The sequence below is a fragment of the Streptomyces sp. NPDC034043 genome (genome assembly GCF_055575675.1).
Genome location: NZ_JBVISF010000004.1, coordinates 90,443 through 103,754, shown reverse-complemented (window position 1 = coordinate 103,754; position 13,312 = coordinate 90,443). Strand labels below are relative to the sequence as shown.

The following is a 13,312-nucleotide window of genomic DNA, read 5'->3' as shown; positions in this document are numbered from 1 at the left end:
CGCCACTCAGGTCCGGGCCGTCACCCGTCCGGCCGTACGCCCCCGTACGGTCAGCGCGTGGCGGCCCGCACCAGCTCGCCCAGGGTCGCCGCCACCGCCGGTACGCGCGCCAGGTCCGGCAGGGTCAGCGCCACGACCTCGCGCTCCACGGCCGGCTCCACGGCCAGGGTGCTCACGCCCTTCGCCCGTACGGACTCCACCGCCAGCTCCGGCAGCACCGCCACCCCCAGCCCCGCCCCGACCAGCCCGACCACCGCCGGGTAGTCGTCGGTGGCGAAGTCGATCCGCGGGGTGAAGCCCGCGCCCTCGCACACCTCCACCAGGTGGCGGCGGCAGCGCGGGCAGCCCGCGATCCACGGCTCGCCGGCCAGCTCGGCCATCCCCACCCGTTCGGCACCCGCCAGCCGGTGGCCCTCGGGAACCAGCCCCACGAGCCGGTCGGTCAGCAACGGGGTGACCACCAGGTCCTCCCACTCGGCCGCGCTCCCCGCCGCGGGCCCGTCCCCGCCGTAGCGGAATGCCAGCGCCACGTCGCAGTCGCCCTCGCGCAGCATCTCCACCGACCTCGGCGGCTCCGCCTCGACGAGCGAGATGCGCGTCCCCGGGTGCGCGGCGCGCATCGCGGCGAGCGCGGTGGGCACCAGCGTTGAGCTGCCGCTCGGGAAGGAGACGAGCCGGACCCGGCCCGCGCGCAGCCCGGCGATGGCCGCGACCTCCTCCTCGGCGGCGGTCAGCCCGGCCAGGATCCCGGCGGCGTGCCGCACCAGGGCCTCGCCCGCCTGGGTCAGCCGCATCTCCCGGCCGGTGCGCACCAGCAGCGGGGTCCCGGCCGACTGCTCCAGGGCCTTCATCTGCTGGGAGACGGCGGGCTGGGTGCAGCCGAGCTCGCGGGCGGCTGCGGAGAAGGAACCGGTCCCGGCGACAGCGCGCAGGATCCGGAGGTGGCGTGCCTCGATCACCCTTCGAGCATAAGACCGCCTTTGACCCCGACGCCAATCCCCCAGTTGCCCCTTTGAGGAGACCGCCGTCACAGCCGTACGGGCCCCCACCGGGGCCCGGGCGGAGCGCCGGATCGCACGCACGTGCCCGCGGAAGCACGGAAGCCGGCGCGGGCGGCTATTTTGCGCACATGACGACTGCGCTGATCACTGGATCCACGGCGGGCATCGGCGCCGCCTTCGCCCGGCGGCTCGCCTCCCAGGGCCACAACCTCGTACTGGTGGCCCGCGACACCGAGCGGCTGGCCGAACAGGCCACCGAACTGCACGACCGGCACGGCATCGAGGCCGAGGTGCTGGCCGCCGACCTCTCCACCGACAAGGGCATCGAGTCCGTCGAGAACCGCCTCGGGGACCGCAAGCACCCGGTGGACCTGCTCGTGAACAACGCGGGCTTCGGCAACAAGGGCCGCTACCTCGAGGTGTCGATGGCCGACGAGCTGACCATGCTGAAGGTGCACATCGAGGCGGTGCTGCGGCTGACCTCGGCGGCGACGGAGTCGATGCGCTCCCGCGGCCGGGGCGGGGTCATCAACGTGGCCTCGGTGGCGGCCTTCGTACCGCGCGGCACCTACGGCGCCAGCAAGGCCTGGGTCGTGCAGTTCACCCAGGGCGCGGCGCGGGACCTCGGCGGGTCGGGGGTGCGGCTGATGGCCCTGTGCCCCGGTTTCGTGCGGACCGAGTTCCACCAGCGGGCCGGCATGGGCACCGACAACATCCCGGGCTGGCTGTGGCTCGACGCGGACAAGCTGGTGGCCGCCGCGCTGACCGACCTGGCCCGCGGCAGGACCGTGTCGATCCCGGACCCGCGCTACAAGGCGCTGATGGGCGTGGTGAAGCTGACGCCGCGCGGGCTGCTGGGCGGGGTGTCCTCGCGCACCGGGCGCAAGTACGGGCCCCAGTAGCCCTCCTGGTCACCGGCGGAGCGGCCGACCGGGACGAATCTCCCTAAACTGGAAATGTCCCTTCCAGCCCGGGAGACCGCCATGACATTCGTACAGATTATCGATTACAAGACCAGCCGGCAGGACGACCTCAATCAGCTGCTGGACCGGTACGTCTCGCAGAGCCAGGGCAAGCGGACCGTCACCCACAGCATCGTGGCCAGGGACCGCGACGACGAGAACCACTACCTGGACGTGGTCGAATTCCCCTCGTACGAAGAGGCCATGAAGAACTCCCAGCTCCCGGAGACGGACACGATGTTCCAGGAGATGGTGGCCCTGTGCGAGGGGATGCCGACCTTCACCAACCTGGACGTGGTCCGCGACGAGAACCTCAACAAGATGCTCGTGGACCGCATGTTCGACGAGTTGGCCGTGTCGGGCGACCGGTCGGTCGCCGAGGAGATCTTCGCCTCCGACTACGTCGACCACGACATCTTCCAGGCCGACCCGGACGCCGCCGGGATCGACGGCCTGATGGCGGACCTCGCCATGTGGCGCTCCGCCTTCGAGTTCACCTTCACCAAGGACCAGCAGCTCGCCGAAGGAGACCTCGTCACCACGCTCTGGACCTGGAACGCGACGCACACCGGCGACTTCATGGGTCTCGCGCCCACCGGCAAGAAGGTCAGCGCGACCGGCCAGACCACCTTCCGCTGCAAGGACGGGATGATCGCCGAAGGCTGGTGGCACTACGACGTCATGGGCATGATGCGCCAGCTGGGGATGGACCCGATGAAGTCGACGGGTTCGTGAGCCCCCGGCCCTGAACCGGGGCAACGGGAAGGCCCCCGCCCCGCCGTACGGAACGGCGGGACGGGGGCCTCTCGTGTGCCTGCGGCGTCAGCCTCAGTGGCTGTGGCCGTGACCGTGGCCGTGACCGGCCTCGGCCTCCTCCTCCGCCGGCTTCTCGACGACCAGGGTCTCGGTCGTGAGCAGCAGGGAGGCGATGGAAGCGGCGTTCTCCAGGGCGGAGCGGGTGACCTTGACCGGGTCGATGACGCCGGCCTTGACCAGGTCGCCGTACTCGCCGGTGGCGGCGTTGAAGCCCTGGCCCTTGTCGAGCTCGGCCACCTTCGAGGTGATGACGTAGCCCTCGAGGCCGGCGTTCTCGGCGATCCAGCGCAGCGGCTCGACCGCGGCGCGGCGGACGACCGACACGCCCGTGCCCTCGTCGCCGGTCAGGCCGAGGTTGCCCTCGAGGACCTTGACGGCGTGGACGAGCGCGGAGCCACCGCCGGAGACGATGCCCTCCTCGACCGCGGCGCGGGTCGCCGAGATGGCGTCCTCGAGGCGGTGCTTCTTCTCCTTGAGCTCCACCTCGGTGGCGGCGCCGACCTTGATGACGCAGACGCCGCCGGCGAGCTTCGCCAGGCGCTCCTGCAGCTTCTCGCGGTCCCAGTCGGAGTCCGTGGACTCGATCTCGGCCTTGATCTGGTTGACGCGGCCCGCGACGTCAGCGGCGTTGCCGCCACCGTCGACGATGGTCGTGTCGTCCTTGGAGATGGTCACGCGGCGCGCGGAACCGAGGACGTCCAGACCGGCCTGGTCGAGCTTGAGGCCGACCTCCTCGGCGATGACGGTGGCACCGGTGAGGGTGGCCATGTCCTGGAGCATCGCCTTGCGACGGTCACCGAAGCCGGGGGCCTTGACGGCGACCGCGTTGAAGGTGCCGCGGATCTTGTTGACGACGAGGGTGGAGAGGGCCTCGCCCTCGACGTCCTCGGCGATGATCAGCAGCGGCTTGGAGCCACCCGCCTGGATGACCTTCTCCAGCAGCGGCAGGAGGTCCTGGATGGAGGAGATCTTGCCCTGGTTGATCAGGATGTACGGGTCGTCGAGGACGGCCTCCATACGCTCCTGGTCGGTGACCATGTACGGGGACAGGTAGCCCTTGTCGAAGGCCATGCCCTCGGTGAACTCGAGCTCCAGGCCGAAGGCGTTGGACTCCTCGACGGTGATGACACCGTCCTTGCCGACCTTGTCCATCGCCTCGGCGATGAGCTCGCCGACCTGGGCGTCCTGCGCGGAGAGCGCGGCCACGGCGGCGATGTCGGACTTGTCCTCGATCGGGCGGGCGGTCGCGAGGAGCTCCTCGGACACGGCCTTGACCGCGGCGTCGATGCCCTTCTTCAGGGCGGCCGGGGAGGCGCCGGCGGCGACGTTGCGCAGACCCTCGCGGACGAGCGCCTGGGCCAGCACGGTGGCGGTGGTGGTGCCGTCACCCGCGATGTCGTTGGTCTTGGTCGCCACCTCCTTCACGAGCTGCGCGCCCAGGTTCTCGTACGGGTCGTCCAGCTCGACCTCGCGGGCGATGGTGACACCGTCGTTGGTGATGGTGGGGGCGCCGAACTTCTTGTCGATGACGACGTTGCGGCCCTTGGGGCCGATCGTCACCTTGACCGTGTCGGCAAGCTTGTTGACGCCGCGCTCAAGGGCGCGACGGGCGTCCTCGTCAAACTTCAGAATCTTGGGCATGGGAGCGGTTCCGCCCTCTCGTTGCGATCCTCGGCCGCTCACCGCGACCGCCTGAAACGAACTACGCCCCTCGCCGCCCGGCATCAGCAGGGTGACCAGGGGCGCAGCTCAAAGCAAAACTGGAGAAGAGAATTACTTCTCGACGATCGCGAGGACGTCGCGGGCCGAGAGGACGAGGTATTCCTCGCCGCTGTACTTCACTTCGGTGCCGCCGTACTTGCTGTACAGCACGATGTCGCCGACGCTGACGTCCAGCGGGAGACGCTGGCCGTCCTCGAAGCGACCCGGACCGACCGCAAGGACGACGCCCTCCTGGGGCTTCTCCTTCGCGGTGTCCGGGATGACCAGGCCGGAGGCCGTGGTCTGCTCGGCGTCGAGCGGCTGGACCACGATGCGGTCCTCAAGCGGCTTGATGGCAACCTTGGAGCTGGCGGTCGTCACGATCCGACCTCCCCCTTCGGAGATCCGGGGTTAACTGTCTGAGGTGGCGACCAGGTCGATCCGTCGTCGCGGGTGCCGGACCTGCCTGTCGCTGTGTTGGCACTCACCGGGGGCGAGTGCCAGGTGCGAGACTATTCCGGCGATTAGCACTCGGTCAAGCGGAGTGCCAACACGCTCCATCGGTTCCACGTATTCCGGCCGCCGAACCCCCCGTTCGGCTGAACGCCGACCCCGCCGGGACCGCCCGGGCCCCACACCGGGACGCCGGGGGGCCTCCGCCCGGTATGCGCCGCTTCGGGTGGGCGCGCCCCCGCGGCCGAAGACGCGCGCAAGCTGGCTGAATCCCTCCGCAGCAGCCCGCCCGGGCGAGGGTCCGTCCCGGCGAAGGATCCGGAATGAGTCATTCCGAAAGGAACCTCGGGGAGGGCATCGGCGTCGTAGAAGATATGAAGATAAAGCGCCTCATTGCCGAGCAGATCGGCCCCGGGACGACCACTGTGACGACCCCGGGTGCGCCGGACGCCGCGCCGTCCTCTTCTCCTTCCCCCGCCCCCACCCGGTCATCCGCCCCGCCGCCGCCCCCTCCACGGCCGGAGCGGGGCGCCCTCGGCGGCGGCGGCGTCCCGTGCGCGGACTGAGGCCGCTGACGGCGGCGGGCGCCCGCCGCCGCACCGAAGCACTGCTGCTCGTCCTGGTCATCGGCATCGCCGTCTTCGGCCACGTCAGCGCCGGACTGGCCATGAACGGCGAGCTGCCGCAGCACCTCGCCGGCTTCGTCATCAGCCTGACCCTGCTGTCCCTGGTGGGACACCTGGGCATCCGCCGGTTCGCGGCGTACGCGGACCCGCTGGTCTTCCCGCTCGCGATGCTGCTGACCGGGCTCGGCCTGGTCCTGATCCACCGGCTCGACCAGGGCTACATCGAGCGGTACGGCTCCGTGGCGAACGCGCCCGACCAGCTGATGTGGACGGTGGTCGGGGTCGCCGCCTGCATCCTGGCCGTGGCGCTGCTGCGCGACCACCGGCTGCTCCAGCGGTTCATCTACATCACCATGGCCATCGCCCTGGTCCTGCTGATCGCACCGGCGTTCTTCGGCGCGGACACGTACGGCGCGAAGCGGTGGATCATCCTCTTCGGCTTCTCGCTCCAGCCGGGCGAGTTCGTGAAGATCATGATCGCGATCTTCTTCGCGGGCTACCTGGTCGTCCACCGCGACTCCCTGGCCCTGACCGGACGCAAGTTCCTGGGCCTGCGCCTGCCCCCGATGCGCCAGCTCGGGCCGATCATCACGGTGTGGATCCTGTCGCTGCTCGTCCTGGTCTTCGAGCGCGACCTCGGCACCTCGCTGATCTTCTTCGGCGTCTTCGTGGTGATGCTGTACGTGGCCACCGAGCGCACCAGCTGGATCGTCTGCGGCCTGCTCATGGCGGCCGTGGGCGCCTTCGTGGTCGGCTCGACGGAACCCCACGTCAAGGCACGGGTCGCCGCCTGGCTGAACCCCCTGGCGATCTACTCGCCGAACCCTCCGCAGGGCCTCAACTCGGAGCAGTCCGCGCAGGCCCTGTTCAGCTTCGGCACCGGCGGCGTGTCCGGCACCGGCCTGGGCATGGGCCACCCGGAGCTGATCAAGTTCGCGGGCCGCAGCGACTTCATCCTTACGACGGTGGGCGAGGAACTCGGCCTGGCCGGGGTCATGGCCGTCCTGTTCGTCTACGCCCTGCTCGTGCAGCGGGGCCTGCGCATGGCACTGGCCGCGCGGGATCCGTTCGGCAAGCTGCTGGCGGTGGGCCTGGCCGCGGCACTGGCGCTCCAGGTCTTCGTGGTCGCCGGCGGCGTGACGGGCCTGATCCCCCTGACCGGCAAGGCCCTGCCCTTCCTGGCGAAGGGCGGCTCGTCACTGCTGGCGAACTGGATCATGATCGCCCTGCTGCTGCGCATCAGCGACAGCGCGGAACGCCAACGCGAAGCGGACGCCCACGGCCCGGCGGAGACGACGATCACGCCGGTGGTGGCGGGGGTGGGGTGAGGGGCCGGGGGGGACGGGTCCCTCAGCGATGAGACGGGCGGCCGGGCGTCGGTCCGCCGGGCATCCGGGCCCAAAGACCCTCGGCGGTCCGCCCCCGCGCGTCAGATCGCTACGCACTCCTCCCGGCATAGCGTCCGACGGCCGTCCGGGGCTGATGCCCGCACCACATGCCGATCAGGGCCACACGACTAGTGACCGTGGGGGCTGCGCATGTTCACGAAGCGGAGTTCCAGGTCAGTGGCCAGGTAGTCCATCCGGTGTTCCCAGAAGTCCCGCAGGTGCGGCAGCGCCAAGTGGGCGTCGAGGTCGGCCTGGCTGCGCCACACCTCGTAGAACACGAAGACGCCGGGCTCCTCGCAGTCCTCGTGGAAGTGGTACTCCAGGCAGCCGGGCTCCTGCCGGGTGGGCTCGACGAAGGAGAGCAGCAGGTCCATGAGTTCTCCGGCGCGTTCGGGCTTGGGGCGGGCGACGCCCACGACGGTGACGAGCTGATCCATCAGAGTTCTCCCCCAGAGATAGGTACGACTGAGTTCGTACCTGTCGGACGCTAGCAGCCACCGAAGGTAAGATCCAATCCATACCTAAGGAGAGGAGGTCGCCACCGTGCCCGACGACGAGGGTCACCCGGCCATCGAGGAAATCGAGCTCGGCAAAGTGCTGTCCGCGCTCGCCGACCCGCTGCGCCGCCGGGTGGTGCGCGAGCTGGCCGCCGCCCCGGAAGGCACGGCGCGCACCTGCGCTTCCTTCGCCCTGCCCGTTTCCAAGGCGACGGTCACCCACCACTTCCGCACCCTGCGGGAGGCCGGGCTGGTCCGCCAGGTCGACCGGGGCAATAGCCGGATGGCGGAACTGCGTCGAGCGGACATCGAGGCCCGCTTCCCCGGGCTCCTCACCATCCTGACGGCCGAGCCGGGCCCATGAGGGTTCCCCTCTGTGATCGCCCTCCAGCGCAGCCATCAGCCCGAGACGGGCATCAGCCGCCGAGAAATGAGGAGCGCGTAACGATCTGATGCGCCCATCCGTCCCGGAATGCTGCCCTGGTCGACATGTGGTGCGGGTATCGGCCCAGGACGGTCGTCGGACGCTATGCCGGGAGGAGCGCGTAGCGATCTGATGCGCCTGCCGGTCCCGGATGGGGTCCTGATCGTCATGTGGTGCGGGTAGCCGGGCCCCTGGCCTGGCCGGGCAGTACACGGGCCCGAATGCGGGACATGGCCGTGGCCCGGTCCCTCGTCTCGTCACTGAGGGAGCCGCTCCCCTTCTCCTGCCCCGTGACCGTTCTTTTGGGGGTTCCCGGCAGTCTTTCGGCTTTCCGGGGCGGGTCGGTCGGTCAAGGGTGGCCGAAGGCCATCGCGAAGCGACGCGACGAAGGAGCGCCCTTGACGGGCCGGCCTGAACCGGAAGGACGATGGGACTGCCGGGAACCCCCCAAACCGTCTCCGAGACCGCCCGAAAGCCCGCCCCACCCCCACCCCTTGACTTGGAGCGCGCTCCAGCTCCTACAGTCCGCCCGTATGACCATGCGATACCGAAACCTGGGTGGGACCGGCATCGAGGTGAGTGCGTACTGCCTCGGCACGATGATGTTCGGTGCGATCGGCAATCCCGATCACGACGACTGCGTCCGGATCATCCACGCCGCCCTCGACCAGGGCATCAACTTCGTCGACACCGCCGACATGTACTCCGCCGGCGAGTCGGAGACGATCGTCGGCAAGGCGCTCAAGGCCCTCAAGGGGCGCCGGGACGACGTCGTGCTCGCCAGCAAGGTGCACTTCCAGATGGGTGAGGGCCGCAACCGCAGCGGCAACTCGCGCCGTTGGATCACGCGGGCCGTGGAGGACAGCCTGAGGCGCCTCGACACCGACTGGATCGACCTCTACCAGGTGCACCGTCCCGACCCCTCGACCGACATCGAGGAGACCCTGTCCGTCCTCGGTGACCTGGTCCGGGCCGGGAAGATCCGGGCCTTCGGCTGCTCCACCTTCCCCGCCGAGCAGATCACCGAGGCGCACCACGTCGCGGAACGCCGCGCACTGCCGCGCCCGCGCACCGAGCAGCCGCCGTACTCGATCCTCGCGCGGGGCGTCGAGCGGGACGTCCTGCCCGTCGCCCGTCGCTACGGCATGGGCGTGCTGACCTGGAGCCCGCTGGCGTCCGGCTTCCTGAGCGGCAGGCACCGGCTGGGCCGCGCCATCGACATGACCACCGGCCGGGCCGCGTTGCACCCCGCGCGCTTCGACCTGTCGATCCCGGGGAACGTCGCCAAGCTGGAGGCCGTCGAGCGGCTCGCGGAGGTGGCGGACGGGATCGGCCGCACGGTGCCGGAGCTGGCCCTCGCCTTCCCGCTCGCGCATCCGGCCGTCACCTCGGTGATCATCGGGCCGCGTACGGCCGAGCAGCTGGAGGCCGCGCTCAAGGGGGCCGATCTGGTGCTGGACGACGGGGTGCTGGACCGGATCGACGAGATCGTGCCGCCGGGCACCAACCTCTACCACCCGGACGGCGTCTGGCAGCCGCTGTCGCTGACCGATCCCGCGCAGCGTCGCCGTCCCCTCGCGGACCGCAGCGCCGGCTAGCCCGCCCGGCCCGTACAGGTGGCCCTACAAGCAGTCCTACAGGTAGTCCTCCAGGCGCCCGATCCTGTACCCCTGGTCCTGTATCCGCTGGAGCATCCGCGCCGTCATCTGGGTCTCCGTCGCGCCCTTGAGCTCCGACGGGCCGCGGAAGTGGGCCAGGATGATGTCACCCGGCTTGAGGGTGGAGCCCTCCGCGTACTGGAAGTCGTTGACCTGCATCGACGCCCGCCACAGGACCACCGTCGGGGCCCCGCACTCGGCGGCGGCCTTGAGGGTGTCGTCGTTGTAGTTCCCGAACGGCGGGCGGAAGAGCGGGGGGCGCTTGCCGAAGCGCTTCTCCAGGCGGTCCTGCTGCCCGCATATCTCCTTCTTCTGCGCCGCGAAGGGGAGGGTGCGCAGGTTCGGGTGCGTCAGGGTGTGGTTGTTCACCGTGCTGCCGGAGCCGTTGTCGCGGAGCTTCTCGAAGTGGCCGTAGTCCGAGGAAGCGACGTTGTCCGTCAGGAACATGCTGATCGGCAGCTTCAGGTCGGCCGCCATCTTCAGGAACTCGGGGTCCTTCTCCGCGCCGTCGTCGAAGGTCAGGAAGACGACCTTCTCCGTCGGCGCGACGGGTATTCGGTCCACCACGGCCGCCTTGCCCGGGGCGGCCTTGGGGAGCTGAGGCTTCTGGGCGGGCTTGGGGGCGTACTGGACGGGGGCCTTCAGGCCCCACTTCCGGTACGCCTCGTCCCCCGCCGTGCCGGCCTGTGCGGAGCTCGCCGCGGGGGCCGGCGCGGACGGGGGCGCCGAGGGGGAAGCGGTGTCCTGAGCGGTTTTGCGGCCCAGCCGTTCGATGGGGTCCACGCTGTTCCCGCATCCCGTCAGGGACAGCGCGAGCGCGCCGGCCGTCAGCGTCCCGGCTACCAACCGGCGCGCATACCTCACAAGTAGTCCTCCAGGCGTGCCACGGCATATCCCTTGTCCGTGACGGTCTTCATGACATGACGGATCATGTCAGGCATCGTGCCCTTCCAGTCCTCCCGGCCCCGGAAGTGCGTGAGGATGATGTCACCGGGGTGGAGATCGCGGTCCCATTCGCGGTATTCCATCCGGTTCACGAACGCCTCGGCGTTCCACAGCGGGACCGCCTTGATGCCGCAGGACTTGGCGGCGCGCAGCGTGTCCTGGTTGTAGTTGCCGTACGGCGGGCGGAAGAGCGAGGGCCGCTTGCCGAACTGCTTCTGGATGATGTCCTGCTGGCCGCAGATCTCCTCGCGCTGCTGCTCGTACGAGAGTCCGGGCATGTAGCGGTGGTTGACGGTGTGGTTGTTGAGGGTGACGCCCGCCGCCTGCATCTCCTTGAAGTAGGGGTAGTTCTCGCGCACGAGGTAGTCGCTGAGGAAGGCCGTGTACGGGATCTTCAGCTCGCTCATCATCCTGATGAACTCGGGGTCCTTCTCGGCCCCGTCGTCCACGGTCAGGAAGACGACCTTGTCCTCGGTCGGGATGGTGGTGAAGACCGGGGGCAGTTCGTCCTGGTCCTCGACCTCGAAGCCCTCGCGCGTGGTGATCTCGGGCTTCTCCTTGGGTGCGGCCGGGGCCAGGAGCGGCGTCTTGGCCAGCCGCCACTTCTTGGCCGCGGCGATGCGGGCCTGCTGGGCGGCTTTGAGCTTCTCGGCGGGGTTGGCGAGCGCACCGGCCGCGCCGCCCGCTTCCGTCCCCTGGCCGGGCTTGGCCTTGGCGGGCTTCCCGGACTCCGCGGCGCCGCACCCCGTGCCCAGGGCGGCGACCAGCAGCGCGGCCAGGGCCACCCCGTACCGGCCGCGCGGGCGTCCCGCGAGCCGGTGACCATACTGCGAAGTATGTGACGTTTGTCGTACAAGCTGCATAGCAGCGGATCCTTGCACCAGGCGGCGCCGCGCCCCGGACGACACCACGGCCGGACCCGCCCCTTCCACCGGCTGGCCCACAATGAACCGGTGACCCCCGAAGACTTCGCCGCGCTCCTCACCCCCGAGGGCCGCGCCCTCCTGACCTCGCTCCGCGATTACGACTCCGCCCGGGAGCTGGCCGTGGCCACCCGGCTGCGCCGCGAGCACCCCGCCGCGCTGGTCTCGGCCGCGCTGGGGCAGGCCCGGCTGAGGCAGCGGGCGGTGGCGAAGTTCGGGGCCGAGGACGCCTACCGGATGTACTTCACCCCCGGCGGCGGGGAGATGGCCACCCGCGCGCCGGTGGCCGCGTACCGCGCCGAGCGGCTCGCCGGGCTGGGCGTACGCAGCGTCGCGGACCTGTGCTGCGGGATCGGCGGGGACGCCCTGGCGCTGGCCCGGCGCGGGATCCGGGTGCTGGCCGTGGACCGCGACCCGCTGACGGTGGCCGTCGCGCGGGCCAACGCCGACGCGCTGGGGCTGGCGGACCTGATCGAGGTCCGGGAGGCCGATGTGACGGCCGTGGACGTGTCCTCGTACGACGCCGTCTTCCTCGACCCCGCGCGGCGGGGCGGGCGCGGCCGCGTCTTCGACCCGGAGTCGTACTCGCCGGCGCTGTCGTGGGCGGTGGAGACGGCCCGCGCGGCCCGGTTCGCGGCCATCAAGATCGCGCCCGGCATCCCGCACGAGGCGGTTCCGGCGGAGGCCGAGGCCGAGTGGATCTCCGACCACGGGGACGTGAAGGAGGCCGTCCTGTGGTTCGGCACCGCGCCGGGCACGGTACGGGCCACCCTGCTGCCGGGGCCGCGCGCGCTGGAGACCGCCGAACCGCTGCCGGACCCGGAGGCGGGGCCGGTCGGGCGCTGGCTGTACGAGCCCGACGGGGCCGTGATCCGCGCCCACCTCGTCGCGGAGGTGGCCGGGCAGCTGGGCGGGCGGCTCATCGACCCGACCATCGCCTACATCACCGCCGACGAGCTGCGCCGGACGCCGTACGCGACCGCGTACGAGATCACCGACGTACTGCCGTTCGGGCTGAAGAAGCTCAAGGCGCTGCTGCGCGAGCGGGAGGTCGGGATCCTGACCGTGAAGAAGCGGGGGTCCGCGATCGAGCCGGAGGAGCTGCGCAGGAAGGTCAAGCCGCAGGGCCCGAACTCGGCGACGGTCTTCCTGACGCGGGTGGCGGGGGCGCCGTCGATGCTGATCGGCCACCCGGCTCCCTAGACCGGCCCCTCACACCCCCGCGAGGCGGGATTCCGGCACGCGGAGCCGGGGCCGGTCGCCCGCCGCCGGGGCCGGGGTGCGGGTCCAGCGGGAGTACGCCGCGGCCTTGGCCAGCCCCAGCAGGGCGGTGGTCCACAGGATCATGCCGAGGCCCGTGAAGTACGCCACCTCCCCGTACGTGTCCGTGCCCGGCCGCGCCCCGGCCGCCGACGCGAAGGCCAGCCAGAGGCCGAACCCGCCCAGCGCCAGGGAGGCCGCCAGCCACACCGCGCTCCGCGCCGGGGCCCGCAGGCGGGTATCGGCCCCGGGGTCCCTGCCCGCCAGGACCCACGCGCACAGCAGTTGCCGCACCTGCCGCTCCCGCCGGGCGCCGCGCGCGCAGCACAGCCCGGCGCGCAGCAGTACGGCGGTCCCGGCCGCGGAGCAGACGGCCCCGGCGAGGCAGCCGGCCGGGCCGCCCGCCGCGAAGGCCGTCACGGCCAGCCCTGCGAAGGTCCAGCCCAGCGCGAAGGCCGCCGCGACGCCCCAGAGCGACAGCAGCCGGCCGAGTCCGAGACTGCGCCGGCTCAGGTCCGCGAGGAAACGCGCGCGGTCGGCCCGTACGACGCCCTCGTCCAGCCACTCGCGCAGGTGCGCGGGCGGCGGCGGGGGCGGGAGGTCACGGCTAGGCATGCGCACGACCCTAGCGGCGGCCCTTCGAGCTTCGCCGCAGAGC

13 protein-coding genes are annotated in these 13,312 nt (G+C 71.0%); 6 read left to right on the top strand and 7 right to left on the bottom strand.

The features are described 5' to 3' along the window. Positions 1-50 precede the first annotated feature (50 nt). On the bottom strand, positions 51-959 hold the full coding sequence (locus tag ACZ51S_RS11760; protein ID WP_468960621.1) for a LysR family transcriptional regulator: 909 nt from the start codon (positions 957-959) through the stop codon (positions 51-53). Positions 960-1,129: 170 nt separating this feature from the next. Here ACZ51S_RS11760 and ACZ51S_RS11755 point away from each other — a divergent pair, with 170 nt between their 5' ends. After that, positions 1,130-1,903 carry an SDR family NAD(P)-dependent oxidoreductase gene (locus ACZ51S_RS11755; RefSeq protein ID WP_468174848.1) on the top strand — a complete coding sequence of 258 codons (774 nt, stop codon included), beginning with the start codon at positions 1,130-1,132 and terminating at the stop codon, positions 1,901-1,903. 81 nt (positions 1,904-1,984) lie between these two features. Further along, on the top strand, positions 1,985-2,698 hold the full coding sequence (locus tag ACZ51S_RS11750) for an ester cyclase (RefSeq protein WP_468477302.1): 714 nt from the start codon (positions 1,985-1,987) through the stop codon (positions 2,696-2,698). Between the two features lie 93 nt (positions 2,699-2,791). On the opposite strand, the gene groL is transcribed toward ACZ51S_RS11750, so the two are convergent. Both groL and groES read right to left on the bottom strand, forming a co-directional pair. Continuing rightward, on the bottom strand, positions 2,792-4,420 hold the full coding sequence (groL, locus tag ACZ51S_RS11745) for a chaperonin GroEL (protein ID WP_388934742.1): 1,629 nt from the start codon (positions 4,418-4,420) through the stop codon (positions 2,792-2,794). A gap of 132 nt (positions 4,421-4,552) precedes the next feature. Next, positions 4,553-4,861: a co-chaperone GroES gene (groES, locus tag ACZ51S_RS11740; RefSeq protein WP_030230757.1), complete on the bottom strand. Its 309-nt coding sequence runs from the start codon at positions 4,859-4,861 to the stop codon at positions 4,553-4,555. A gap of 625 nt (positions 4,862-5,486) precedes the next feature. Here groES and ACZ51S_RS11735 point away from each other — a divergent pair. After that, positions 5,487-6,887 (top strand): FtsW/RodA/SpoVE family cell cycle protein, encoded by a 1,401-nt coding sequence (locus ACZ51S_RS11735; protein WP_468477301.1) that lies wholly within the window; start codon positions 5,487-5,489, stop codon positions 6,885-6,887. 188 nt (positions 6,888-7,075) lie between these two features. Here the strand turns inward: ACZ51S_RS11735 and ACZ51S_RS11730 are convergent, their stop codons facing one another. Further along, positions 7,076-7,384 (bottom strand): putative quinol monooxygenase, encoded by a 309-nt coding sequence (locus ACZ51S_RS11730; RefSeq protein ID WP_388934747.1) that lies wholly within the window; start codon positions 7,382-7,384, stop codon positions 7,076-7,078. 106 nt (positions 7,385-7,490) lie between these two features. Between ACZ51S_RS11730 and ACZ51S_RS11725 the strand changes: the two genes are divergently transcribed. Together ACZ51S_RS11725 and ACZ51S_RS11720 are read left to right on the top strand one after the other, a co-directional pair. Beyond that, entirely contained in the window at positions 7,491-7,808 is a 318-nt protein-coding gene (locus tag ACZ51S_RS11725) for an ArsR/SmtB family transcription factor (protein ID WP_468804299.1), read from the top strand. A 599-nt stretch (positions 7,809-8,407) separates the two neighbouring features. Next, positions 8,408-9,466 (top strand): aldo/keto reductase, encoded by a 1,059-nt coding sequence (locus tag ACZ51S_RS11720; protein WP_468477331.1) that lies wholly within the window; start codon positions 8,408-8,410, stop codon positions 9,464-9,466. A gap of 36 nt (positions 9,467-9,502) precedes the next feature. On the opposite strand, the gene ACZ51S_RS11715 is transcribed toward ACZ51S_RS11720, so the two are convergent. Next, the gene (locus ACZ51S_RS11715) at positions 9,503-10,372 is read right to left on the bottom strand and encodes a polysaccharide deacetylase family protein (RefSeq protein WP_468804301.1); all 870 of its coding nucleotides are present in this window, start codon (positions 10,370-10,372) and stop codon (positions 9,503-9,505) included. 14 nt (positions 10,373-10,386) lie between these two features. Continuing rightward, on the bottom strand, positions 10,387-11,334 hold the full coding sequence (locus ACZ51S_RS11710) for a polysaccharide deacetylase family protein (RefSeq protein WP_468804303.1): 948 nt from the start codon (positions 11,332-11,334) through the stop codon (positions 10,387-10,389). Between the two features lie 90 nt (positions 11,335-11,424). On the opposite strand from ACZ51S_RS11710, the gene ACZ51S_RS11705 reads away from it, so the two are divergent. Beyond that, positions 11,425-12,597: a class I SAM-dependent methyltransferase gene (locus ACZ51S_RS11705; protein WP_468477296.1), complete on the top strand. Its 1,173-nt coding sequence runs from the start codon at positions 11,425-11,427 to the stop codon at positions 12,595-12,597. A 9-nt stretch (positions 12,598-12,606) separates the two neighbouring features. Here the strand turns inward: ACZ51S_RS11705 and ACZ51S_RS11700 are convergent, their stop codons facing one another. Beyond that, on the bottom strand, positions 12,607-13,269 hold the full coding sequence (locus ACZ51S_RS11700) for a hypothetical protein (RefSeq protein WP_468884719.1): 663 nt from the start codon (positions 13,267-13,269) through the stop codon (positions 12,607-12,609). Positions 13,270-13,312: the final 43 nt, after the last annotated feature.